Source organism: Nocardia sp. NPDC056100 (genome assembly GCF_042266325.1).
Classification (GTDB): domain Bacteria; phylum Actinomycetota; class Actinomycetes; order Mycobacteriales; family Mycobacteriaceae; genus Nocardia.
In genome coordinates this window covers 673,637-694,508 of the sequence record NZ_JBHJVY010000004.1, presented here as the reverse complement: position 1 = coordinate 694,508, position 20,872 = coordinate 673,637, and the positions used below count along the sequence as shown (strand labels likewise).

The window sequence follows — 20,872 nt, the reverse complement described above, 5'->3', positions numbered from 1 at the left end:
GCCGCTACCGCGCCCCAACCGGATGTCGCAGCGCCACATCCCGATCCGTCCGCGCCGCCAGCGGATCGTGCTGCGGATGAGCCGGATCCCGCCGCGGTACAGCCGGTTCCAGCGGTCGTGTGAGGGGAACCCGCGGAGTCGGGCCCGGAACGCGACGGCTCGGTGTCGGATCGGGCCACGCCGGTTCGGGGTCGTCGTCCAGCCCTCCGACCGGGCCACGGCCTCCCGGAGCACCGATGCCGTCCGCGATCGCCCCGTCTTCGAGCGGTGCGACCAGGGCGATGAATTCGAGTCGGGGGATGGCGGATTCGTCTGCGCGCCAGACCATGTGGATGTCCTCTTCGAGATGGGTGCCGACGAGCGGGCGGGTGACCACGCCCGGCACATCGGCTTGAGCGGCGCGCGTGCTGGAGGCCAGGCCCACCACTCCGGTGGCCGCGAGCAGCGGTACGACATTGGGATGCGCGACCTCGTGCACGACATCGAGCACCACACCGGCCGCAGCCAGGCGGGCGGTGAGGCGGTCGTGCAGTCCGGCGCTCAGGCTGCGGCGAAACAGTGCCACCGGTGTCGAATTGAGTTCCCGCACATGGATATCCGCGGTCCGGGCGAGGCGGTGATCGGCGGGCAGGACGGCCGCGAAGCCGTCGCGGGCGACGGGATAGGAGCGCAGCGCCGGATCGTGTACCGGGCCGAGCACGAAGGCGACGTCGAGGCGGTGGTCGAGGAGTTCTTCCAGCTGCTCGGTGGTCCACAGTTCCTTGAGCGTCACGACCGCACCCGGGTAGAGCGCAGTGTACGTGCGCAGGGCGTCCGGCAGCACGCTGCGGGTGGCGGAGCAGCAGAATCCGATGCGCACCGAACCGCGCGGTTCGCGGCGGTGCCCGGGATGCGAGCGGCGTGCCACCCGGACCGCGCAATCGGCGGATTCCAGTGTGGCGCGGGCTTTGCCGAAGAGTAGTTCGCCGGTGGGAGTCAACTCGACGGTATGGCTGTCGCGATCGAAAAGCGCGGCGTCGAGTTGTTGTTCGAGTCGTTGGATTTGCTCGGTCAATGAAGGTTGGGATACACCCATCCGGGCGGCCGCTCTACCGAAATGCAATTCTTCGGCGGCCGCGACGAAGTATTCTAATTGACGCAGTTTCATCCCGCGCACCTAACACCTGTCGGCATACATCGTCGGCTTCGTCGTCGAGTACCGGGGACAAGTCGACTCCACCGATGTGACGCGGCAGTGGATCGCCGGGAAACCGCATGCGACGGGCGATCGACGATCTGGCAGCCGGAGATGTCAATCGTTGTGCGGCAACGTATTAGATCGCCATGGTACTCGCCTCGCACCCGGTATGCGGCCCTGTATTCACCTATCGGCGGCATCGGTTTTTGCTCATTGCCGCGCCGGGCGCGCGGTCGCACAGTCGAGAGGTGTTCCTCTCACACGATTCGATCGTCATCACCGGGCTCGGCGCGGTGACGCCGTACGGAACCGGTGTCCCGGCAATGCTCGGCGGTTTATACGCCGGCGTACCCACCGCACAATCGATCACCAAGTTCGATACCACCGGATTTCCCACCCGATTCGCCTGTGAAGTCCGTGATCCGGAAATTACCGAATACCTACCGGCGAAACTGATTCCGCAATTGGATCCGTTCGCCCGCTATGCCGTCATCGCCGCGGGCGAGGCCCTGCGCGATGCCGGACTGCTCCCGGAAGACACCGCCTGGACCGCCCGCAAGCCCACCCCGGTACAGGGCGTGGACCCGGACCGGTTCGGCTCGATCATCTCCTCCAGCGTCGGCGGTATCGAGGAGATGAGCGAACAGCACCGCCGCCTGCTGGCCGACGGCCCGCAGGCGGTGCGGCCGTTCTTCAGCATCGCCATGCCGCTGAATATGGCGGCGGCGCAGTCCGCCATCCGCTACGGACTGCGCGGACCGTCCTTCGCACCGGTCTCGGCCTGTGCCAGCGGCGCGGACGCCCTCGGCCTGGCCATCGACCTGATTCGCTCCGGCCGCGCGGACGCGGTGCTCGCGGGCGGCGCGGAAGCCGCGATAACCCCGTTGGTCCTGGCCGGATTCGGCATCGCGGGCGCGCTGTCCACCCGCAATGACGAACCCGAACGGGCGAGCAGGCCGTTCGATATCGACCGGGACGGCTTCGTCATCGGTGAGGGCGCGGGCGTGCTGGTGCTCGAGCGCGCGAGCCATGCCGCCGCCCGAGGCGCGCGGATCTACGCCGAATTGGCCGGCTACGGGGTGGGCAATGACGCCTACCATCCATCCGCACCCGCCCCCGAAGGCGTGGGCGCGGTGCGGGCCATCGCCGCCGCTCTGGCCGACGCCCGGTGCGAGGCAACCGAAGTCGCGCATATCAACGCGCACGCCACCTCCACCCCGATCAACGACCGGAGTGAGGCGATGGCGATCAGAACCGCGTACGGCGCTGCCGCACAGCGCATTCCGATCGCCGCCACCAAGTCCGCGCTGGGGCACCTGGTCGGCGCGTCCGGTGCGGTGGAGGCCATCGCCACCGTCGCGGCCATGACCCTGGGTTCCATTCCGCCGATCCTCAATCTCGAAAAGGTCGATCCGGACTGCGAACTCGACCTGGTGACCGAGCGGCCGCGGGCGGCCGAAATCCCCATCGCCACCTCGCATTCCTTCGGCTTCGGCGGCCACAACTCGGTACTGGTCTTCCGTTCCGTCGCCGATGCCCGCACCCCGAGCGTGCGTCCCACCCCCGAAATGAGCCCCTCATGATCGATTGCGCAATCGTGGGCGCGGGCCCGGGCGGCCTCGCCCTGGCGCTGCTGCTGGCCCGCGCCGGACGCGAAGTGACCGTGCTGGAACGCACGCCGCTCACCGTGCCACCACCGGGCGGCGTGGTGCTGCAGCCGGTGACGCTGCGACTGTTCGAATCCATCGGCCTGCTCGACGGGCTCGATCGAGCCGGGCTGCGGCTGGCTGGCATCGACGAGATCGGCCCGGCCGGACCCATCTTCTCCGGCGACTACCGCGATTTCACCGAGGCGGTGCCGTGGGCGCTGGCGGTGCCGCTGCGCGAACTCCAGGGCCGGCTGCTCGAGGCGCTGGACGCCGAACCGCGCGTCACCCTGCGCACCGGCACCGAGGTGACCGCGGTGCGCCAGCCGAATCACAGCTGTGAATTGCAGCTGTCCGGCACCCCCACCCCGCAGGTGGTGCGCGCCGCGTACGCCGTCGGCGCGGACGGCAAGTACTCCACTGTCCGCACCGTCGCCGGATTCGCCGCGCGCCTGGACCAATTCGAGGACCGGCAGCTCATCGTGCGGGTGCCCCGGCCGGACGGCCCGCCGCGGGTGCGCAGCTACCGCAGCACCCGGCCCGTGGTCGCGGTGCCGTCCGGACCCGGGAGCATGCACGTGTTCGGCGCGGTGAAAGCCACCGAACTCGCGGACGCGCGCACCGAATTGATCGACTCGCTGGAGCGCTTCGATCCGGCCCTGGCCACCTGCGTCGCCACCGAAGGCACCGTGGTGGCGCTGATTTCGCATCACACCGTGCGGGTGCGGAACTGGTCGATCGGGCATGTGGCACTGCTCGGGGACAGCGCGCACAGCGTGCACCCGTACGGCGGCCAGGGCGTGAACCTCGCGCTCCAGGACGCCTGGCTGCTCGCACCGCTGATCGATCAGGCGCTGAGTGCCGAAACATCCGATACCGCAAGCGATCCCGGCGCACAGCTGCTCGCCGGGTTCGAACAACTGCGCCGCCCCTTCGTGGAGGCGTTCCAAGCCCGCCAGCACACCCTCATGACCGATACCGCCGTCGACGAAACCCTCTATGTCACCGGGTTCGCCGACCTGTCCCTGGGCCAGCGCGAGATTCGCACCCTGTTGCCCACCCCCGAAACCGCAGTAATCACCAACACAGGACGGAGCGACTGATGGGAATCGGAACCAACGGGGCCGCGGGCCTCACCATCGACGGGCACAGCCTCACCGTCGACGATGTGGTCACGGTGGCGCGGCGCGGCTCGCGCATCGGCGTCGAACTCGATCCCGGCGCGACCGCGCGGGTCGAACAGTCCCGCACGCTCAAGCGGGATCTCATTGCCACCGGACAGCCGATCTACGGCGTCACCACCGGCTTCGGCGATAGCGTCACCAGCCAGATCAGCTCGGCGAAAACCGCTGAACTGCAACGCAATATCGCCCGCTACCACCTCAACGGCACCGGCCCGATGGCCGCTCCCGAGGTGGTGCGCGGCACCATCCTGATTCGCGCCAACTGCCTGGCGCGCGGCAACTCCGGCATTCGCGCAGAACTCATCAACCGCCTGCTCGAATACTTGAATCACGATGTGCGCCCCGAGATTCCGGAGCGCGGCTCGGTCGGCGCGAGCGGTGACCTGGTACCGCTGTGCTACCTCGCCTCCGCCGTCTTCGGCGAGGGCCAGGTGCGCTATCGCGGACGGCTGCGGCCGACCGCCGGGGTGCTCGGCGAACTGGCGCTGAGCCCGATCGTGCCCGAGGCCAAGGACGGCCTGGCGCTGATCAACGGCACCTCGTTCTCCGCGTCCTTCGCCAGCCTGGCGCTCGCGGACGCGCAGCGGGTGGCCCTGCTCGCCGAACTGTGCACCGCCATGGCCTCGGAAGCGCTGTGCGGCAACCGCGGTCACTTCCACCACTTCATCCACGATCACAAACCGCATCCGGGACAGCGGGATTCGGCCGCCGCCATCGCCGAACTGCTGGTGGACTCCGGACTGGCGCTGGACCACGATCAGGTGCTCGGCATGACCGGCGGACTCGGCGACAGTGATTACGCCCGGCTGCCGCGCTCGATCCAGGACAAGTACTCGATCCGATGCGCACCGCAGGTCATCGGCATTCTGCGCGATACCGCGAGCTGGGCGCGGAACTGGCTGGACATCGAGATCAACTCCTCCAATGACAATCCGCTCTTCGACGCGTCCGAGACCACCGTCCACAATGGCGGCAACTTCTACGCCGGGCATATCGGCCAGGCCATGGACTCGATCAAGACCGCCGTCGCCAATATCGCCGATCTGCTGGACCGCCAGCTGGAACTGATCGTCGACGAGAAGTTCAACAACGGCCTGACCCCGAACCTGGTGGCGCGCTTCGAACCCGGCGACTGGCGGGCCGGACTGCACCACGGCTTCAAGGGTATGCAGATCGCCTGCTCCGCCATTACCGCCGAAGCGCTGAAGAACTCCGCGCCCGCGAGCATCTTCTCCCGCTCCACCGAGGCGCACAACCAGGACAAGGTCAGCATGGCGCCCATCGCCGCGCGCGATGCCCGCACCGTCATCGCACTGGTCGAGGAGGTGCTCGCCATCCATCTCATCGCGCTGTGCCAGGCGATCGAGTTGCGCGGCCTCGATCGCGCCTCGCGCTCGGCGCGACTGGTGCACAAGGCGATTCGCGAGCACGTGCCCTTCAACGCCGACGATCGCGGTATGGACGTCGATATCGCCGCCGTGCTGCAGCTCATTCGCAGCGACACCCTCAGCGGCATCGTCAACGACCTGCTGCACGGCACCCGGCGGCCGGTCGCCGTCACCATCTGATCCCCCCGCGCATCGAAAGGGAAGAACCATGTCGGAGCAGCAGGCGGCCCGGACCGCCACCGAGACAACCGATCTCGACGATCGCATCATCACCGTCATCGCCCGCGTCGGCGGGCTGGAGCGCGATGAGGTCACCGGGGACAAGACCCTGGTGGACGACCTCGACATCGATTCGCTCACCCTGCTGGAGATCGCCGTGACCATCCAGTCCGAGTTCGGCATCCCCATGCCCGAGGAGGTCCTGCCGGACTTCCGCATCGTCTCGGACATCACGCGCTATGTGGGAGAACACCATGGCGACGCCTGAGGTCAGCGCGCCGATCGAATCCATCGCGGACGGTCGCGCACGCATCGACGAAATCGACAGTCAGCTGCGGGAATTGATCGCGGCGCGGCGCAATATCTCGCTCGACATCCAGCGCTATCGGCTGGCCGACGGCGGACCCCGCATCGAGCATCGGCGCGAAACCCAGGTGCTCACCAGCTGGTCCGATGAGCTGGGCGCGGGCGGCGTCGACGTGGCCCGCGCGGTATTGGGCCTGTGCCGGGGACGGATGGTGCGATGACCCAGCGCACCGAGGTGCTCGCCGATACCGAGCACGGGCCGGTGCGCGGTCTGGTGGACGGTGATCTCGCGGTCTTCCGCGGGATCCCGTTCGCCGCCGCGCCCGTCGGGCCGCTGCGGTTCGCGGCGCCCGAACCGCCCGAATCCTGGTCCGCGGCACTCGATGCCGAGATCCCGGGTCCGGCCGTACCGCAGAACCCCTCCCCCATGGCCGCCATCCTCGGCAGCGAGAAGCTGCCGGGCAGCGATGAGGACAACTGCCTCACGCTGAATGTGTTCACCCCCAACGTGATCGGCAAGCGCGCCGTGCTGGTGTGGCTACACGGCGGCGGCTTCGTCACCGGATACGGTGGCGGCGAACGTAATTCGGGCGCGCGGCTGGCGGAGAACGAGGATATCGTCGTCGTCTGCCCCAACTATCGGATCGGCCCGTTCGGCTACCTGTACCTCGGTGCGGGGCAGGGCAATATGGGACTGCTCGATCAGATCGCGGCGCTGCAGTGGGTGCACCGCAATATCGCGGCGTTCGGCGGCGATCCCGAGCGCATCACCGTCGGCGGCCACTCCGCCGGAGCACTCTCGGCCGCCGCGGTGGCCGCCGCTCCCTCCGCACGCGGACTCGTCCGGCGGGTGCTGCTGGCCAGCCCCCCGCTGACGAATATCGGTACCCCGCAACAGGCTTCGGCCGATGCCGAGGCACTGCTCACCGCACTCGGCGGCGGCCGGGCCGAACTCCAGGCGGCCACCGCCGGGCAGATTCTGGACGCGGCGGCGAAAGTGACCGCGGCGCACGGGGAACCACGTCCATCGCTGGTACTCGGCGGCGCGGAATTGCCCGTCGCCATCGACGCCGGACTGCGCGCGGCGGGGGTCGACGTGCTGATCGGCACCACCGCCGAGGAGGCCCGCGCCTTCCTCGCCAATGATCCGGGGATGGCCGCGGTCGACGAGCGCACCGCGCTCGGCGTCCTCGGCCGCTTCCGTCCGGGCGCGGAAGAGGTGCTCTTCCAGCACTATTCGCGCCGCCGCCCGGGCGGCCGCCCCGGCGAACTGGTGGCCGACGCGCTCACCGATGTGCTGTTCCGCATGCCCGCGCTGCGCATCGCCCAGGAGTTGACCGCCTACACCTACCAGTTTGACTGGGCACCCAACCCGGCCCTCGGCTCCTGCCACACTGCGGATATCCCCTTCGTCCTGGGCAACCCGGCCCCCTGGTTGGAGACGCCGCTGCTGGCCGGGCACACGCTCGAACAGGCACAACCGCTCGCCGACGCCTACAGCGGCGCCCTGGCCGAATTCATTCGCGAAGGCCGCGCCCCGTGGCCCCGCTATGACCGGGATCGGCGCCGCACCATGCGTTTCGGCGCACTCACGGGCTGGGTCGACGATGCCGCCGGTCCCGAACGCGAGCTCTGGGGCGTCGTATGAAAGAAGCGCTCGTACTGCTGGACCTGGCGATAATCGTGGCCCTGGCCCGCTTGCTGGGCGCGGCCGCACAGCGGTTGCGCCAGCCCCCGGTGGTGGGTGAGATCCTGGCCGGATTCATGCTGGGGCCGAGTCTGCTCGGGCTGCTGCCCGGGCAGCTGGACACCGTGCTGTTCCCGGCCGACGTGCGCGAATTGCTGAGCATCATCGCGCAGGTCGGGTTGGTGCTGTTCATGTTCGGCATCGGCTTCGAACTCGATATGGAGCGGATTCGCGGGCATCGCGGGCGGCTGGCCGCCATCGCGGCCGGATCGGTGCTGGTGCCGTTCACCGTGGGCGCGGGCGTGATGGCGCTGCTGTATTCGCGGCACGACACCATCGCCGGGCATCGGGTGGATCCGTGGGCGCTGTCGATCTTCGTCGGCGCGGCCATGGCCATCACCGCGTTCCCGGTGCTGGCCCGCATCCTGGCCGACAATGGCATGCGGCACGGGCGGATCGGCACGCTGGCGCTGGCCTGCGCGGCGGTCGAGGATGTGGTGGCCTGGCTGCTGCTGGTGGTGGCGGTATCGATCGCACACGCCTCCGGCATCGGCGGGTTCGTCGTAATGCTCGCCCGGACAGTGGTTTTCGGCATCACACTGCTGTACATCGTGCGGCCCGGCCTGAAATGGCTGTTCGCGCGACTGTCACCGCTGCCCGGCACCGAGACCACGGTCTTCACCATCACGGTCACGGGCCTGTTCCTGAGCGCCTGGGCGACGGCGGCGATCGGCCTGCATCCGGTGTTCGGCGCGTTCCTGTTCGGCGCGGTGGTGCCCCGGGAACAGTTGCGGCGCATCGCACCCACCGTTCCGGACCGCATCGCCGAACCGGCCACCCTGCTGCTGCCGGTGTTCTTCGTCGTCGCGGGACTGTCGGTGAAGCTCAACGGCCTCGGCTGGGCGGGCTTCGGCGAACTGGTGCTGCTGCTGCTCGTCGCCTGCCTGACCAAATTCGCGGGCGCGACCGCACCCGCGCTGGCCACCGGTATGCCCATGCGCTCGGCGCTGACGATGGGCGTACTGGTCAACGCACGCGGACTGACCGAGCTGGTGATCCTCTCGGTGGGCCTGCAACTCCAGGTGATCGATCAGCAGATCTACACCTGCCTGGCGGTGATGGCGCTGGTCACCACGGCCATGACCGAACCGCTGACCCGATTGCTCTACCGCCGCGGCGCAGCGGCCGTGGAGGAATTCGCACCATCCGGGCGCGTATCCGTTCCCGGATAGGCGCATCCGCATACCGAGGAGTCTCGATGAGTCGTTCTGTTCTGATCACCGGGGGCAATCGCGGCATCGGCCTGGCCATCGCGCAGGCCTTCGCCGAGCGCGGTGATCGCGTCGCGGTGACCTATCGCAAATCCCCGCCGCCCGAATTGTTCGGTGTGGAATGCGATGTCACCGATCCGGCCGCCGTCGATCACGCCTTCGACCTGGCACAGGAGCAGAACGGCCCCATCGAGATCCTGGTCTCCAATGCCGGGATCACCCAGGACCGGCTGTTGCCCATGATGCGCCCCGAGCATTTCGGCGATGTCCTCGACACCAATCTGACCGGCGCGTACCGGGTGGCACGGCGGGCCAGCACCGCCATGTTGAAGGCACGCTGGGGGCGCATCATCTTCGTCTCCTCGGTGTCGGCGCTGCGCGGTGCGCCCGGTCAGGTCAACTACGCGGCCAGTAAGTCCGGTCTCATCGGCATGGCCAGATCCATTGCGCAGGAACTGGGTTCGCGCGGGGTCACCGCCAATGTGGTGCTGCCCGGCCTCATCGACACCGATATGACCGCCGAACTGCCCGAGAAGGTGCGGCAATCCGCGCTGGCGCAGATCCCGGCCGCCCGCATCGGCGAGCCCGCCGATGTCGCGGCCGCGGTCACCTTCCTGGCCTCCGATGCCGCGAGCTATATCACCGGCGCACTGCTCCCGGTGGACGGCGGCCTCGCCATGGGCCTGTAGCCGAGCCCCGAATACCTATCGCAGCCAATGGATTCCGTGATTGCCCGGGGTTACCCACCCGGCGAAAGTATTGCCCACGGGAGTGATCGCGCTCCCGCGAACGGACAGAGGGGGACGCGACACATGAGCGTGACCGCGCACGAATCGATCGACAATCCGAACGGGTACACACCCGCGGCGGAATTGGCTCTGCATGTGCTGGGATCGCGCTGCGGTATGCCGCGCGACCGGGAACCCAGCTCGGGCTACGTGGTCACCGCGGATTCCACCGCGCTGCTGCTGGATTGCGGGCCGGGGGTGGCGACCGCGGTCAATACGGTGATCGAGGCGGCCGAATTGAACGGCGTCTTCATCAGCCATATGCATTGCGACCACTGCTACGACATCCTGCCGATCGCCCGGTCGGTGATCGCGCCGCGGTTGCCGTATCCCGACGGCAGCGGCAATCACGAGCTGCGCCCGGGACCGGATCCGATACCGCTGTACGTGCCCGCTGGCTCGCGGCAGGTCTTCGAATCACTGCAGAGCCTGTTCCCGGTCGGCACCGCGCCCGCGCTGAATCGGGCCATCGACCTGGCCTTCGATCTGCGCGAGTACGAGGCCGGGGACACGCTGGTGATCGACGGGGTCACCGTGCGCCCGTTCGCCGTCCGGCATGCCGCCGTCGCCTGCGGGTTCCGGGTGGAGACCGAGTACGGCACGGTCGCCTACACCGGTGACACCGGCTGGTCCGAGGAACTGGTGGACGGCGCGCGCGATTGCGATCTGCTGCTCTGCGAGGCCACCCTGCGCACCGCCGACGCCGGACCGCACGGCCATCTGAGCGCCCGCGAGGCCGGTCGGCTGGCCGCCCGCGCCGGAGCCGGACAGCTGGTCCTCACCCACTTCCTGCACACCGACCCGGACTGGGTGCAGGCGCTGATCGCGGACGCGGCCAGTGAGTACGACGGTCCGATCCGGGCCGCCCGGTCCGGTGCTCAATGGACGACAACACGAAAGAATATTGGGAGAGACCGTGATACACGGTAAACGCGGCGGATATATCGCTGCCGCAGTATGTTCCGTCGCCCTGCTGCCGTATCTGGCCGGGTGCGGCACTGATTCGAGCAGCTCGACCCCCGACGGCCCCGTCACCATCACCTTCGAGTCCTATAACTACGGCACCCCCGACCTGGGCGGTAAGGGCACCGCCGAACTCATCGACGCGTTCCAGGCCGCCAATCCCAATATCAAGATCAAGCCGATCGGCGTACCGGTCAAGGACATCTACGCCCGCGTGCAGGCGCAGGCCGCCGCCGGTGATCCGCCCGAGGTCGCACAGCTGGGCCTGAGCAAGATGGTCGCCGCGGTGTCCGCGCTGCCGGTGGTCCCGATCACCGATTTCGTCTCGGCCGCCGACTTCTCCAAGGCAACAGCGGGAATCGCCTCCCCCGCACTGGCCGCGGGCAAGGTGGACGGCAAGCAGGTCGCCATGCCGTTCACCATCTCCACCCCCACCCTGTTCTACAACGCCGATCTGTTCAAGGCCGCGGGCCTGAACCCGGATCAGCCGCCCAAGACCTGGGCCGATGTCAAGACCGCCGGACTGGCGCTGCGCAAATCCACTGACGCACAGGGCTTCTACTCCTCCATCGCGAACACCTCGAAGTCGGACTTCCTCACCCAGTCGATCATCAACAGCAATGGCGGCGCGCTGCTGGACGCCAATGGCAAACCGCAGCTGAACACCCCGGCCGCGGTGAACGCGCTGGCCACCATGAAGGACCTCACCACCTCCGGGGCGCAGCCCGCCATCAGCGATGACGACGCCGCCGGACTCTTCAAATCCGGCAAGCTCGGCATGTACCTGACCAGCACCGCACTGCTGGCCGGACTGGAGAAGGCCGCGGACGGCCACTTCGATCTGCGCTCGGCCGCGCTGCCCGCCTTCGGCGATCTGCCCACCAAGCCGACCTACTCCGGCGCGGGCCTGTTCGTGCTCACCAAGGATGCCGCCAAGCAGAAAGCGGCCTGGAAGTTCATCGAATACCTCACCAGCGCGGAGGGATTCAAGACGGTCACCGAGAAGATCGGTTACCTGCCGCTGCGTCCGGCCATCGTGCACGATCCCAAATACCTGGGCCCGTACATCGACAAGGATCCGCGCATCCTGCCCGCGTTGAGCCAGCTGGACAATGTCACGCCGTACCAGTCGCTCAAGGGCACGCACGGTGACGAGGCCCGGCAGATTCTCCAGGACAAGGCCGTCGGACCGATCGTCTTCGGTTCCGCCACACCGGGTTCCACCTGCGAAGACGTCAACAATCAGATGAACGGCCTGCTGGACTGATCGTGACGCTGACCAGCATCCGGCGCACCGGGGACGGGCCACGAACCACACCGCCGCGCAAGGGTTTCCGCACCCGGCGCAGCGGGGGTCCGTGGCCCTACCTGCTGCCCGTCCTCGCCCTGATCGCCATGTGGATCTACGGGCCGCTGCTGTTCACCATGCTGTTCAGCTTCACGCACTGGACCATGAGTGGCAGCGGCGCCATGACCTTCGTCGGAATGGCCAACTACCGCAGGCTTTCCCACAATTTCGGCGAGGTCGCGCTGCCCACCGCCCAGTACGTACTCGGCCTGCTCCCCTTCGCCACCATTCTGCCCATGGGCGTGGCGATCACGCTCTGGCGCAATCCGGGCCGCCTCGCCGACGCCTATCGCGGACTGCTCTTCCTCCCGGTGGTACTCGCCCCGGTCGCCACCGCCATCTCCTGGCGCTTCCTGCTCGACCCCATTCAGGGCGTGGTCAATTCGCTGCTGTCCACCGTCGGCGTGGCCGGGGTGAACTGGCTCGGCGATAAGGACACCGCCATCTGGGTGGTCGTATTCATTACCGGCATGAAGGTTTTCGCGCTGAACGTGCTGCTGTATCTGGCGGCGCTCACCGCACTGGACCGGCGCTGGCTCGACGCCGCGCGGCTGGACGGGGCCACCGAATGGGAGGTGACCCGGCACATCGTGATTCCGCTGCTCGGGCGGACCACGGTATTCCTGTCCTTCCTGTGCCTGGTGCTGGCCGGGCACTGGAGCTTCACCAATATCAGCGTGCTCACCCAGGGCGGCCCCGAGGCATCCACCGACAATGCCTGGTATCGGCTGTACACCTACGGATTCGAATACTTCGACACCGGGCTCGCGTCCGCGGCCGCCACGGTCGTCATGCTGGTGCTGGGGATCGCCGCACTGGTTCAACTACTGGCCGTACGGAGGTTCACCCGTGCCGAGTAAACGGTTCTCCTTCGGCATGCACATCGTCTGCCCGGTGCTGATCGTGCTGACCGTCTTCCCGATGCTGTGGGCGGTGCAGGCGTCCTTCCGCACCCCGCACGACATCTTCGAACCCAAGCCGTGGGCGGTCTCGCCCACCATGGCGAACTATCACGTCGCCACCACCGATTTCCCGATCGTCCGGCTGCTCACCAATACGCTGCTGATGGCGGCCGCGGTGACGGCCGGACAGTTGGTGCTCGCCATTCTGGCCGGATACGCGCTGGTGGCCTTCCGGTTTCGGGCGCAGCGGCTCGTCGAGGGCCTGATCGCCATCTCGATTCTGATTCCACAGCAGAGCCTGATCGTGTCGGCGTACATCATGACCGCGCGACTGGGCTGGGTGGACACCTATATCGGGCTGACGTTGCCGCTCATCGCCGCCTGCGGCTTCGCGGTGCTGCTGCTGCGCCGTCAGGTCGCGGCCATTCCCCCGAGCCTGTTCGAGGCCGCGCGGATGGATGGCGCGCGGAACTGGGAAGTGCTCGTCCGCGTGGTGATTCCGGTGGTGCGGCCGATGATCGCGGCCGTCACCATCGTGGTGTTCATCAGCAATTGGAACGAATATCTGTGGCCGCTGCTCATCACCACCGAGCAGACCCATTCGACCATTCAGGTCGGGCTGCAACTGTTCCAGACCCAAGAGGGCTCGCAGTACGGGCCCATGATGGCGGCCGCCACGTTGGCCACGCTGCCGGTACTGATCGTCTACCTGGTGAACCAGCGGCGCGTGACCGCCGCCGTAATGAGGGCGGGAGTCCGATGACCGACCAATTGATCTCACCCGAGGCGGTGATCGACCGGCAGCCACTGGACGAGACCGGCTCCGGGACAATCGAATTGACCGGGGTGACGAAGAAGTTCGGTGCGAATCCGGTCTTCGCGGACCTCGACCTGCTCATCCCGGACGGCTCGTTCACCGTATTGGTCGGCCCCTCCGGCTGCGGTAAGTCCACCATGCTGCGCGCCATCGCCGGACTCGAGGGTGTCGACGCCGGGCAGATCCACATCGGCGGGCGCGAGGTGACCACCGTGCCCGCACGAGATCGCAAGCTGGCCATGGTGTTCCAGGATTTCGCGCTGTATCCGCATATGACCGTCGAGAAGAACATCACCTTCGGCCTGCGGTTGCAGGCCCGGCACGATAAGAACGGCCCCACCCCCGCCGATATCCGTACCCGCACCGCGGAGGTCGTCGAGATGCTCGGCCTGAGCGGGCTCGAACAGCGCATGCCGTCGCAGCTCTCGGGCGGACAGCAGCAGCGGGTCGCGCTGGCGCGCGCGATCGTCAAGCGGCCCAGGGCTTTTCTCATGGATGAACCGCTCTCCAGCCTCGACGCCAAGCTGCGCGGTGAGACCCGGGCCGAACTGGTGCGCCTGCACCGGCAGCTCGGCACCACCTTCGTCTACGTCACCCACGATCAGCTCGAGGCGCTGTCCATGGCAACCCGGCTCATCGTGCTCGACGGCGGGCGCATCTCCCAGGCCGGCGCACCGGACGAGGTGTACACCAGGCCCGCGAATATGTTCGTGGCCGCCTTCGTCGGCACCCCGCCGATGAACTTCCACGAGGTCGACATCCATTCGGCCGCAGCGGGTTCGGTCATCGCCGGGGAGGGCATCGTCGGACGCCTGGACGCGCGGAGCCTGCCCGGCCGGGTATTCCTGGGCTGGCGGCCCGGGCACGGCATGCTCGGCGATTCCGGCGAGGTCGAGGTGACCGGCCAGGTCGATGTGGTCGAACATCTCGGCGACACCAAACAGGTCACCTGCGTACACGGCGATCAGCGCTGGGTGGTGGTCGTCCCGGCGACGACCGCGTGCGCGCCGGGACAGCCACTGCGGGTGAGCGTTCCGGCCGAACGCGTGCACCTGTTCGATGCCGTCACTCGGCAGCGGATCGACCCAGCACCCTGATCATCTCGGTGGCCACCACCGCATGCCCGGCCATGGTGAGGTGAATCCGGTCCGCGCTCAGCCAATCCTGGCGGAGCCGGGCCGGATGCTCCCACAGCTCGGCCATGATGGCGTCATGCCGGGCGGACACCCGGCGCACGATTCCGGCGAAGGCCGCGAAGCGAGACCTGAACTCCCGCAGGCGATCCGGATAGGCATCGGCCAGGGTGAAGGTGGACAGCCGCGCGCCGCTCGCGCGGACATCGGCGAAGAGCCGATCCAGCGCGTCCTCCACCGCGTCGAGATCCTGTTCGGGCGCGAACAGATCATTGCCGCCGCAATTGATGTGCACCAGATCGGGCGCGAAATCCAGCACCCGCTGCAGCTGACCTTCGCGCACCTGCGCGATGGTGGCCGTCGCCCGGCCGGTATTGAGGTACTCCAGCTCCGGATGCGCGGCGCGCAACGCCCCGGCGACCCGATCGGCCCAGGGTGCGGTGGTGTAGCCGGGCGAGGCGTCCCCCAGCCCCTCCGCCACCGAATCGCCCATCACGGCGAAGCGCCGCCACGGCGCGGGGGCGACCAATTCGGAAATCTCTCGTGCGGTCAGCAACAGCGGATCGTTGGCCTCGGTGCGAGGCAGAGTCTGCTCGGTCACCTTCGCAGTGAACCGGCGGGACGGAGCGCTCGGCAATAGCCGATTCGGTGCACTGCGATAGGCCGTCTCACGGCGGATAATTCACCGGCGCTGGATACGCTTTCGCTGCACACGATTTCGGCGTACCAGAGGTGGTCGAGCGCCATGATTGCGAAGACCGTCAGCAATCCCTACATTCATCGCCTGCAACGCAGGCATTTCCTGCTGTTCGATATCCTCCCGATTATCGGCACCGCCGTCGCCATCGGATTCCTGTGGGTGCGGCCGTTCGGCGCACTCGAATTCGGGCTGCTGTTCGGGCTGTGGCTGATCACCGGGCTCGGCATCACCGCGGGATATCACCGGCTCTTCACCCATCGGACCTTCAAGGCCACCGGCTGGGTGGCGGCACTGCTCGCCATCGCCGGGTCCATGGCGGGGCAGGGGCCGGTCATCTCCTGGGTCGCGCTGCATCGGCGGCATCACGAATGCAGTGATCAGGAGGGAGATCCGCACTCCCCCAACCTGTCCGGGGACGGCTGGCGCGGGGCGCTGCGCGGGCTCGCGCATTCACATTTCCTGTGGATGCACCGGCACGAATATCCGAATGTCGTGCATTACGCACCCGATCTGCTGAAAGATCGGTCGCTGGTGCGTATTTCGCGACTGTACTACTGGTGGATCGTGCTCGGTCTCGCCATTCCCGCACTCATCGGCGGACTCGTCACGTTGAGCTGGACCGGTGCGGTCAGCGGGCTGCTCTGGGGCGGATTCGTCCGCATATTCGTGCTGGAGCACATTGTCTGGGCCATCAATTCCTTCCTGCACATGTTCGGCACCCGGCCCTACGACTCCCGCGAGAACAGCCACAATGGCGGCATTTTCGCGCTCATCACCTTCGGGGAATCGTGGCATAACAATCACCACGCCTTTCCCGAATCGCCATCCTTCGGATTGCAGTGGTACCGGCTCGATCCCGGCTACTGGCTGATCCGGCTGCTCGCCGGCGCCGGACTGGCCTGGGATCTGCGGATGCCGTCGGAAAGCCGGATGGCCGCCAAACGCATTCAACTCGCACCCTGATGAGGTTCCCGTGGATACAAGCAAAGAAGCCATCGTCGACTGGTGCCGCGCGTACCTCGCGGAGCTGCTCGAGGTGCCCGCACCGCATATCGATCCCACGGCGGATTTCGATCGGCTCGGCATCGATTCGGCCGTCGCGGTCGCACTGCTGATGGAGGTCGAGGAGCGGTACGGGGTGGATCTGTCACCGGAGGATCTGTACCGGCATCCGAGTCTGAACGCCGTCGCGGACTATGTGCACGAGCACGGTGAGAGCGCGGCGCTGCCATGACCGCACCGGCCGACGGGGCGAACCTGTTCACCGCGGATCGAACGGCGGTGGCGGCGGCCGGAATTCGGCACCACTACGATATCGGCACCGACTTCTATCGGCTGTGGCTGGATCCGAGCCTCACGTACTCCTGCGCACTGCGCGAAACCCCAGGCGACACACTGGAAATCGCGCAGCACAACAAGCTGCGCTTTCACCTGGACGCCATCCGGGCCGAATGCGCCGGTGCCGTACTGGATATCGGCTGCGGGTGGGGCTCGATCCTGCGCGAGCTATCCGAGACCCATCGGGTGGAACGGTCGGTCGGGCTCACCCTCAGCCCGGCACAGGCCGAATTCATCCGTGCGGCAGCATATTCCGGGGTCGAAGTGCGCACCGAGAATTGGCTGCACTACACCCCTGACACCCGATTCGACGGCATCATCTCCATCGGCGCGTTCGAACACTTCGCGCAGCAGTCCGATACCTCCGCCGAGAAGATCCGGGTGTACCGCGAATTCCTCGACCGCTGCCGGGGCTGGCTGACCGGGCACGGCACGCTGTCATTGCAGACCATCGTGTACGGGAATATGTCACGGCAGCAGGCGAATTCGTTCATGCAGCGGGAGATCTTCCCGGATTCCGAACTACCGACCCTCGCCGAGATCATCACGGCGGCCGAGGGCATCTTCGAGGTCCGCTCGATCAGCGGCGGCCGCCTCGATTACGCCTGGACCTGCGAACAGTGGGCGCGGCGGCTGCGCGCCCATCGCGCCGAGGCCACCGCCCTGGTCGGCGCGGACACGGTGGAGCGCTATCAGCGCTATCTCAAGCTCTCGGCCATGGGCTTCCGCATGGGCAAGATCGGCCTGTTCCGGCTGGTGCTGCAACCCTGCACCAGCCGCTACTTCGACCGCGAGGATCGGGCGGCGTGACCGCGCATACGGCGCGCGTCGCGTTCAATCCCTTCGACGCGGAATTCCGGCGGGATCCCTATCCGCACTATCGGCAACTGCGCGAAACCCGGCCGGTACACCGGACATTGGGCATGTGGGTGCTCACCAGGTACGCCGATGTGCGCGGTGTGCTGCACGACCGGACCTTCAGTGCCGCGCTGATCCCCAGGCAGGTGAGCGCACAGGCCGAACGGCTCGGGCAGTCCGATATGACGCTCATCGACCGGCTCGGGCGCACCTCGCTGGTCTTCACCGACAACCCGGAACACGCCCGGCTGCGCGCGCTCGTGAACCGCGCCTTCACCACCCAGCAGATAGCCGGTCTGCGGCCGCTCATCACCGCGGCGGCCACCAGCCTGCTGGAGCAGGCCCGCCGCAAGAGCCGAGTGGACATCATCGCCGACTTCGCGGCCCCGCTGCCGGTCGCCGTGCTCTGCGAATGGATGGCGCTGCCGGAGGATCTGCGCGCGCGAATCGGCCCGTGGACCCACGACATTCGATTCCTGCTCGAACCCGGGCTGATGACGGCCCACGATCTGGCCCGCGTGCACACCGTGGTCACCGCCTTCACCGGCGCACTGCGACCGATCATCGACCAGCGCCGCGCCGCACCCGGCCAGGACCTGATCAGCGCGCTGCTCACCTCCTACACGCTCGGCGGCAACGCGCTCACCGATGACGAGGTCATGCTGCTGACCATCATGTGCTTCGTAGCGGGCCTGGAAACCACGAAATCCCTGATAGGCAACGCACTTCTGGCCCTACTCCGCCACCCGGAACAGTCCGAACTACTCCGCGCTCACCCGGAACTGACGCGTGCGGCAGTCGCGGAAACGCTGCGCTACGACCCGCCCCTACAACTCACCAAGCGCCTCGCGACCCGCGATATCGAACTGGAAGACAGACTGATTCGCGCTCGTGACCAGGTCCTGCTCTGCCTCGCCGCCGCGAACCGCGACCCCGACGTCTTCGACCGCCCCGACAACTTCGACATCACCCGCGCCCCGGCCGACCACCTCGCCTTCGGCCACGGCATGCACGGCTGCCTCGGCGCACCCCTCGCCGCCCTCCAAGCCGAAATCGCCCTCGACGTCCTACACCGCCACACCACCGAAATCCGCCTCACCACCACCGATTTCGACTGGCAACAACACAGTTTCATCCTGCGCGGCCTCACCCGCCTCCCGATCACCCTGAGGGGCAAGGGATGAACAGCACCGACGACCACCGCGCGAAGGAACCGATGACCGGCAAGCCGGAAGGACGCGCGGCGGCGATCGAAACCCCGCGCACATTACTGCCGGAATTGCTCGAATGGCGCGCGGCCGAGGAGCCGGAGCGGATCGCCTACATCCTGCTGGACGAGCACGGTGTGGAGATCGATGCGCTTACCTACCGTCAGCTGCACCTGCGAGCGCTGGCGGTGGCGGCGCAACTCCGAACCCATTGCGCCCCTGGGGATCGCGCGCTGTTGATCTTCCCGCAGCGGCTGGAGTTCATCGTCGCCTACTTCGGCTGTCTCTACGCCCGGGTCCTCGCGGTGCCGGTACCGCCGCCGCGCCGCACCGAGCTCCGCGAGTCCACCCGCTCGATCATCCGGGACTGCCGGCCCACGGTGGTACTCACCATGCACGCCATGGTTGACGCGCTTCGCCCGCAACTGGAATCACTCGGCGCGACTTCGGCATCGGCCGACCCGCAGCGTGAGCCCGACGTATCGCGACCCGAGTCGAGAGTCGTGCCGCTCGAGTCGGACCGCGCACTGCCGGAGCGGGTTTTACGGGCAGGTAGGAGGCAGTCACCGGAGTGGCTCGCCGTGGATCGGCTTCCTGCCGCGCAGCGGGGTGCGGTCGCCGTGGTCGAGGCGAATTCGCTTGCCTTCCTGCAATATACGTCCGGCTCCACCTCCACGCCCAAGGGTGTCATGGTGTCGCATGGGAATCTGGCGGCCAATCTCGAGATGATCAAGGACGCGTTCGGGCATGATCGAGACTCCACCATGGTCGGCTGGACGCCGCTCTTCCACGATCAAGGTCTGATCGGGAATGTGTTGCAGCCCTTGTATATCGGGGCTACCGGGGTGCTCATGTCACCTTCGGCGTTCATTCGGCGGCCCCTACTGTGGCTGTCGGCTATCACCCGGTACCGGGCGCACACCAGCGGCGGGCCGAATTTCGCGTTCGACGCCTGCGTGGCACGTGCCGGTGCCGGGGATATCGCGGACCTCGATTTGAGCAGTTGGCAGGTGGCGTTCAACGGCGCGGAACCGCTGCGCCCGGAGACGCTGCGGAACTTCGCGGAAGCCTTCGCGCCGCACGGCTTCCAGGCGCGGTCGAGCTATCCCTGCTACGGACTGGCCGAGGCGACGCTACTGGTCAGCGGCAGCGTGAAGGGTCGCGGACCACGCACCATCGAGGTCGATACCGCCGCACTCGAGCAGGGCCGCCACGCCCCGGCGGGAGCGCCCCTCGACCGCGGCCGGACAGCGATATCGTCCGGCGACGCTCGGGCAGCGACATCGTCCAGTCACGCACCGGCTGCGCGGTCGGCCGTCCGCACTCTGGTCGGCTCGGGTCGCACCCTGCCCGGCGAAGATGTGCGCATCGTGGACCCCCACACGCACCGGCTCTGCCCACCGGATCACATCGGCGAGATATGGGTCTCGGGAGACCATGTCGCACAGGGGTATTGGGGACGGATCGAGGAGACCGCGCATACCTTCCAGGCGGTCTGCACCGATCTGTCCGGGCGACGCTACCTGCGCACCGGCGATCTCGGGGTGATCGTGGACGGTGAGCTGTATGTGACCGGGCGGGCCAAGGATCTGCTCATCATTCGGGGGCGCAATCACTATCCGCAGGATATCGAGCACACTGTCACCGCGGCCCATCATGCTCTGCGCAGCGGCGGGTGCGCGGCCTTCGCCGACGGCGAGAAGTTGGTGATCATTCAGGAGATCAGGCGCGATCAGCTCGCCGATGCCGATGCCGCCGATGTCAGTGGGGCCATTCGGGCAGCGGTGTTGCGCGAACACGACCTGAGTATCGGGGAGTTGGTGCTGACCACACCGGGCCTGCTGCCCAAGACCAGCAGCGGCAAGCTCATGCGCGCCGCGACTCGAAATCAGTACCGGCAGGGCGCTTTCGAGCCGCTGCCGACCGCAGGGAGTTGACC

General features: G+C 67.5%; 20 protein-coding genes. 18 read left to right on the top strand and 2 right to left on the bottom strand.

From position 1 onward, the window contains the following. Positions 1 to 4: 4 nt before the first annotated feature. Positions 5 to 1,147: a LysR family transcriptional regulator gene (locus tag ACFC0O_RS33605; RefSeq protein ID WP_375965137.1), complete on the bottom strand. Its 1,143-nt coding sequence runs from the start codon at positions 1,145 to 1,147 to the stop codon at positions 5 to 7. Positions 1,148 to 1,425: 278 nt separating this feature from the next. Between ACFC0O_RS33605 and ACFC0O_RS33600 the strand changes: the two genes are divergently transcribed. The 13 genes from ACFC0O_RS33600 (at position 1,426) to ACFC0O_RS33540 (ending at position 14,793) form a co-directional block, all read left to right on the top strand. Beyond that, positions 1,426 to 2,760 (top strand): beta-ketoacyl-[acyl-carrier-protein] synthase family protein, encoded by a 1,335-nt coding sequence (locus ACFC0O_RS33600; protein WP_375965134.1) that lies wholly within the window; start codon positions 1,426 to 1,428, stop codon positions 2,758 to 2,760. After that, the gene (locus ACFC0O_RS33595; RefSeq protein ID WP_375965132.1) at positions 2,757 to 3,926 is read left to right on the top strand and encodes an FAD-dependent oxidoreductase; all 1,170 of its coding nucleotides are present in this window, start codon (positions 2,757 to 2,759) and stop codon (positions 3,924 to 3,926) included. Before ACFC0O_RS33600 ends, ACFC0O_RS33595 begins: the two co-directional genes overlap by 4 nt. Next, the gene (hutH, locus tag ACFC0O_RS33590; RefSeq protein WP_375965130.1) at positions 3,926 to 5,575 is read left to right on the top strand and encodes a histidine ammonia-lyase; all 1,650 of its coding nucleotides are present in this window, start codon (positions 3,926 to 3,928) and stop codon (positions 5,573 to 5,575) included. The genes ACFC0O_RS33595 and hutH overlap by 1 nt, the downstream gene beginning before the upstream one ends. A gap of 28 nt (positions 5,576 to 5,603) precedes the next feature. Next, positions 5,604 to 5,882, top strand: coding sequence for an acyl carrier protein (locus ACFC0O_RS33585; RefSeq protein ID WP_375965127.1), 279 nt, complete (start codon positions 5,604 to 5,606; stop codon positions 5,880 to 5,882). Next, complete coding sequence (locus tag ACFC0O_RS33580) at positions 5,869 to 6,141, top strand: chorismate mutase (RefSeq protein ID WP_375965124.1); 273 nt, start codon at positions 5,869 to 5,871, stop codon at positions 6,139 to 6,141. The genes ACFC0O_RS33585 and ACFC0O_RS33580 overlap by 14 nt, the downstream gene beginning before the upstream one ends. Continuing rightward, positions 6,138 to 7,568 (top strand): carboxylesterase family protein, encoded by a 1,431-nt coding sequence (locus tag ACFC0O_RS33575; protein WP_375965122.1) that lies wholly within the window; start codon positions 6,138 to 6,140, stop codon positions 7,566 to 7,568. Before ACFC0O_RS33580 ends, ACFC0O_RS33575 begins: the two co-directional genes overlap by 4 nt. Then, the gene (locus ACFC0O_RS33570) at positions 7,565 to 8,839 is read left to right on the top strand and encodes a cation:proton antiporter (protein WP_375965120.1); all 1,275 of its coding nucleotides are present in this window, start codon (positions 7,565 to 7,567) and stop codon (positions 8,837 to 8,839) included. Before ACFC0O_RS33575 ends, ACFC0O_RS33570 begins: the two co-directional genes overlap by 4 nt. Before the next feature lie 26 nt (positions 8,840 to 8,865). Continuing rightward, positions 8,866 to 9,567 carry a 3-oxoacyl-ACP reductase FabG gene (gene fabG / locus ACFC0O_RS33565; protein WP_375965117.1) on the top strand — a complete coding sequence of 234 codons (702 nt, stop codon included), beginning with the start codon at positions 8,866 to 8,868 and terminating at the stop codon, positions 9,565 to 9,567. 123 nt (positions 9,568 to 9,690) lie between these two features. Further along, entirely contained in the window at positions 9,691 to 10,596 is a 906-nt protein-coding gene (locus ACFC0O_RS33560; protein ID WP_375965115.1) for an MBL fold metallo-hydrolase, read from the top strand. Further along, positions 10,583 to 11,896: an ABC transporter substrate-binding protein gene (locus ACFC0O_RS33555; protein ID WP_375965112.1), complete on the top strand. Its 1,314-nt coding sequence runs from the start codon at positions 10,583 to 10,585 to the stop codon at positions 11,894 to 11,896. The genes ACFC0O_RS33560 and ACFC0O_RS33555 overlap by 14 nt, the downstream gene beginning before the upstream one ends. A 2-nt stretch (positions 11,897 to 11,898) precedes the next feature. After that, complete coding sequence (locus ACFC0O_RS33550; protein WP_375965110.1) at positions 11,899 to 12,837, top strand: carbohydrate ABC transporter permease; 939 nt, start codon at positions 11,899 to 11,901, stop codon at positions 12,835 to 12,837. Then, positions 12,827 to 13,642, top strand: coding sequence for a carbohydrate ABC transporter permease (locus ACFC0O_RS33545; RefSeq protein WP_375965108.1), 816 nt, complete (start codon positions 12,827 to 12,829; stop codon positions 13,640 to 13,642). Before ACFC0O_RS33550 ends, ACFC0O_RS33545 begins: the two co-directional genes overlap by 11 nt. Further along, a complete protein-coding gene (locus ACFC0O_RS33540) occupies positions 13,639 to 14,793 on the top strand; it encodes an ABC transporter ATP-binding protein (protein ID WP_375965106.1) in 1,155 nt (384 codons plus the stop codon). Before ACFC0O_RS33545 ends, ACFC0O_RS33540 begins: the two co-directional genes overlap by 4 nt. On the opposite strand, the gene ACFC0O_RS33535 is transcribed toward ACFC0O_RS33540, so the two are convergent. Next, on the bottom strand, positions 14,762 to 15,430 hold the full coding sequence (locus tag ACFC0O_RS33535) for an SGNH/GDSL hydrolase family protein (RefSeq protein WP_375965104.1): 669 nt from the start codon (positions 15,428 to 15,430) through the stop codon (positions 14,762 to 14,764). The genes ACFC0O_RS33540 and ACFC0O_RS33535 overlap by 32 nt on opposite strands. 144 nt (positions 15,431 to 15,574) lie before the next feature. Between ACFC0O_RS33535 and ACFC0O_RS33530 the strand changes: the two genes are divergently transcribed. From ACFC0O_RS33530 to ACFC0O_RS33510, 5 genes are read left to right on the top strand one after another with little or no spacing between them, the layout of a single operon-like run. Beyond that, positions 15,575 to 16,492: an acyl-CoA desaturase gene (locus ACFC0O_RS33530; RefSeq protein ID WP_375965101.1), complete on the top strand. Its 918-nt coding sequence runs from the start codon at positions 15,575 to 15,577 to the stop codon at positions 16,490 to 16,492. Between the two features lie 10 nt (positions 16,493 to 16,502). Continuing rightward, positions 16,503 to 16,763: an acyl carrier protein gene (locus ACFC0O_RS33525; protein ID WP_375965098.1), complete on the top strand. Its 261-nt coding sequence runs from the start codon at positions 16,503 to 16,505 to the stop codon at positions 16,761 to 16,763. After that, positions 16,760 to 17,677 (top strand): class I SAM-dependent methyltransferase, encoded by a 918-nt coding sequence (locus tag ACFC0O_RS33520; RefSeq protein ID WP_375965096.1) that lies wholly within the window; start codon positions 16,760 to 16,762, stop codon positions 17,675 to 17,677. The genes ACFC0O_RS33525 and ACFC0O_RS33520 overlap by 4 nt, the downstream gene beginning before the upstream one ends. After that, positions 17,674 to 18,909, top strand: coding sequence for a cytochrome P450 (locus tag ACFC0O_RS33515; RefSeq protein WP_375965094.1), 1,236 nt, complete (start codon positions 17,674 to 17,676; stop codon positions 18,907 to 18,909). Before ACFC0O_RS33520 ends, ACFC0O_RS33515 begins: the two co-directional genes overlap by 4 nt. Next, a complete protein-coding gene (locus tag ACFC0O_RS33510; protein ID WP_375965092.1) occupies positions 18,906 to 20,870 on the top strand; it encodes a fatty acyl-AMP ligase in 1,965 nt (654 codons plus the stop codon). The genes ACFC0O_RS33515 and ACFC0O_RS33510 overlap by 4 nt, the downstream gene beginning before the upstream one ends. Positions 20,871 to 20,872: the final 2 nt, after the last annotated feature.

Coding starts and splice junctions, on each gene's coding strand:
- ACFC0O_RS33605 (WP_375965137.1), bottom strand. CDS start 1,147: ATGAAACTGCGTCAATTAGAATACTTCGTCGCGGCCGCCGAAGAATTG.
- ACFC0O_RS33595 (WP_375965132.1), top strand. CDS start 2,757: ATGATCGATTGCGCAATCGTGGGCGCGGGCCCGGGCGGCCTCGCCCTG.
- hutH (WP_375965130.1), top strand. CDS start 3,926: ATGGGAATCGGAACCAACGGGGCCGCGGGCCTCACCATCGACGGGCAC.
- ACFC0O_RS33585 (WP_375965127.1), top strand. CDS start 5,604: ATGTCGGAGCAGCAGGCGGCCCGGACCGCCACCGAGACAACCGATCTC.
- ACFC0O_RS33580 (WP_375965124.1), top strand. CDS start 5,869: ATGGCGACGCCTGAGGTCAGCGCGCCGATCGAATCCATCGCGGACGGT.
- ACFC0O_RS33575 (WP_375965122.1), top strand. CDS start 6,138: ATGACCCAGCGCACCGAGGTGCTCGCCGATACCGAGCACGGGCCGGTG.
- ACFC0O_RS33570 (WP_375965120.1), top strand. CDS start 7,565: ATGAAAGAAGCGCTCGTACTGCTGGACCTGGCGATAATCGTGGCCCTG.
- fabG (WP_375965117.1), top strand. CDS start 8,866: ATGAGTCGTTCTGTTCTGATCACCGGGGGCAATCGCGGCATCGGCCTG.
- ACFC0O_RS33560 (WP_375965115.1), top strand. CDS start 9,691: ATGAGCGTGACCGCGCACGAATCGATCGACAATCCGAACGGGTACACA.
- ACFC0O_RS33540 (WP_375965106.1), top strand. CDS start 13,639: ATGACCGACCAATTGATCTCACCCGAGGCGGTGATCGACCGGCAGCCA.
- ACFC0O_RS33530 (WP_375965101.1), top strand. CDS start 15,575: ATGATTGCGAAGACCGTCAGCAATCCCTACATTCATCGCCTGCAACGC.
- ACFC0O_RS33520 (WP_375965096.1), top strand. CDS start 16,760: ATGACCGCACCGGCCGACGGGGCGAACCTGTTCACCGCGGATCGAACG.
- ACFC0O_RS33510 (WP_375965092.1), top strand. CDS start 18,906: ATGAACAGCACCGACGACCACCGCGCGAAGGAACCGATGACCGGCAAG.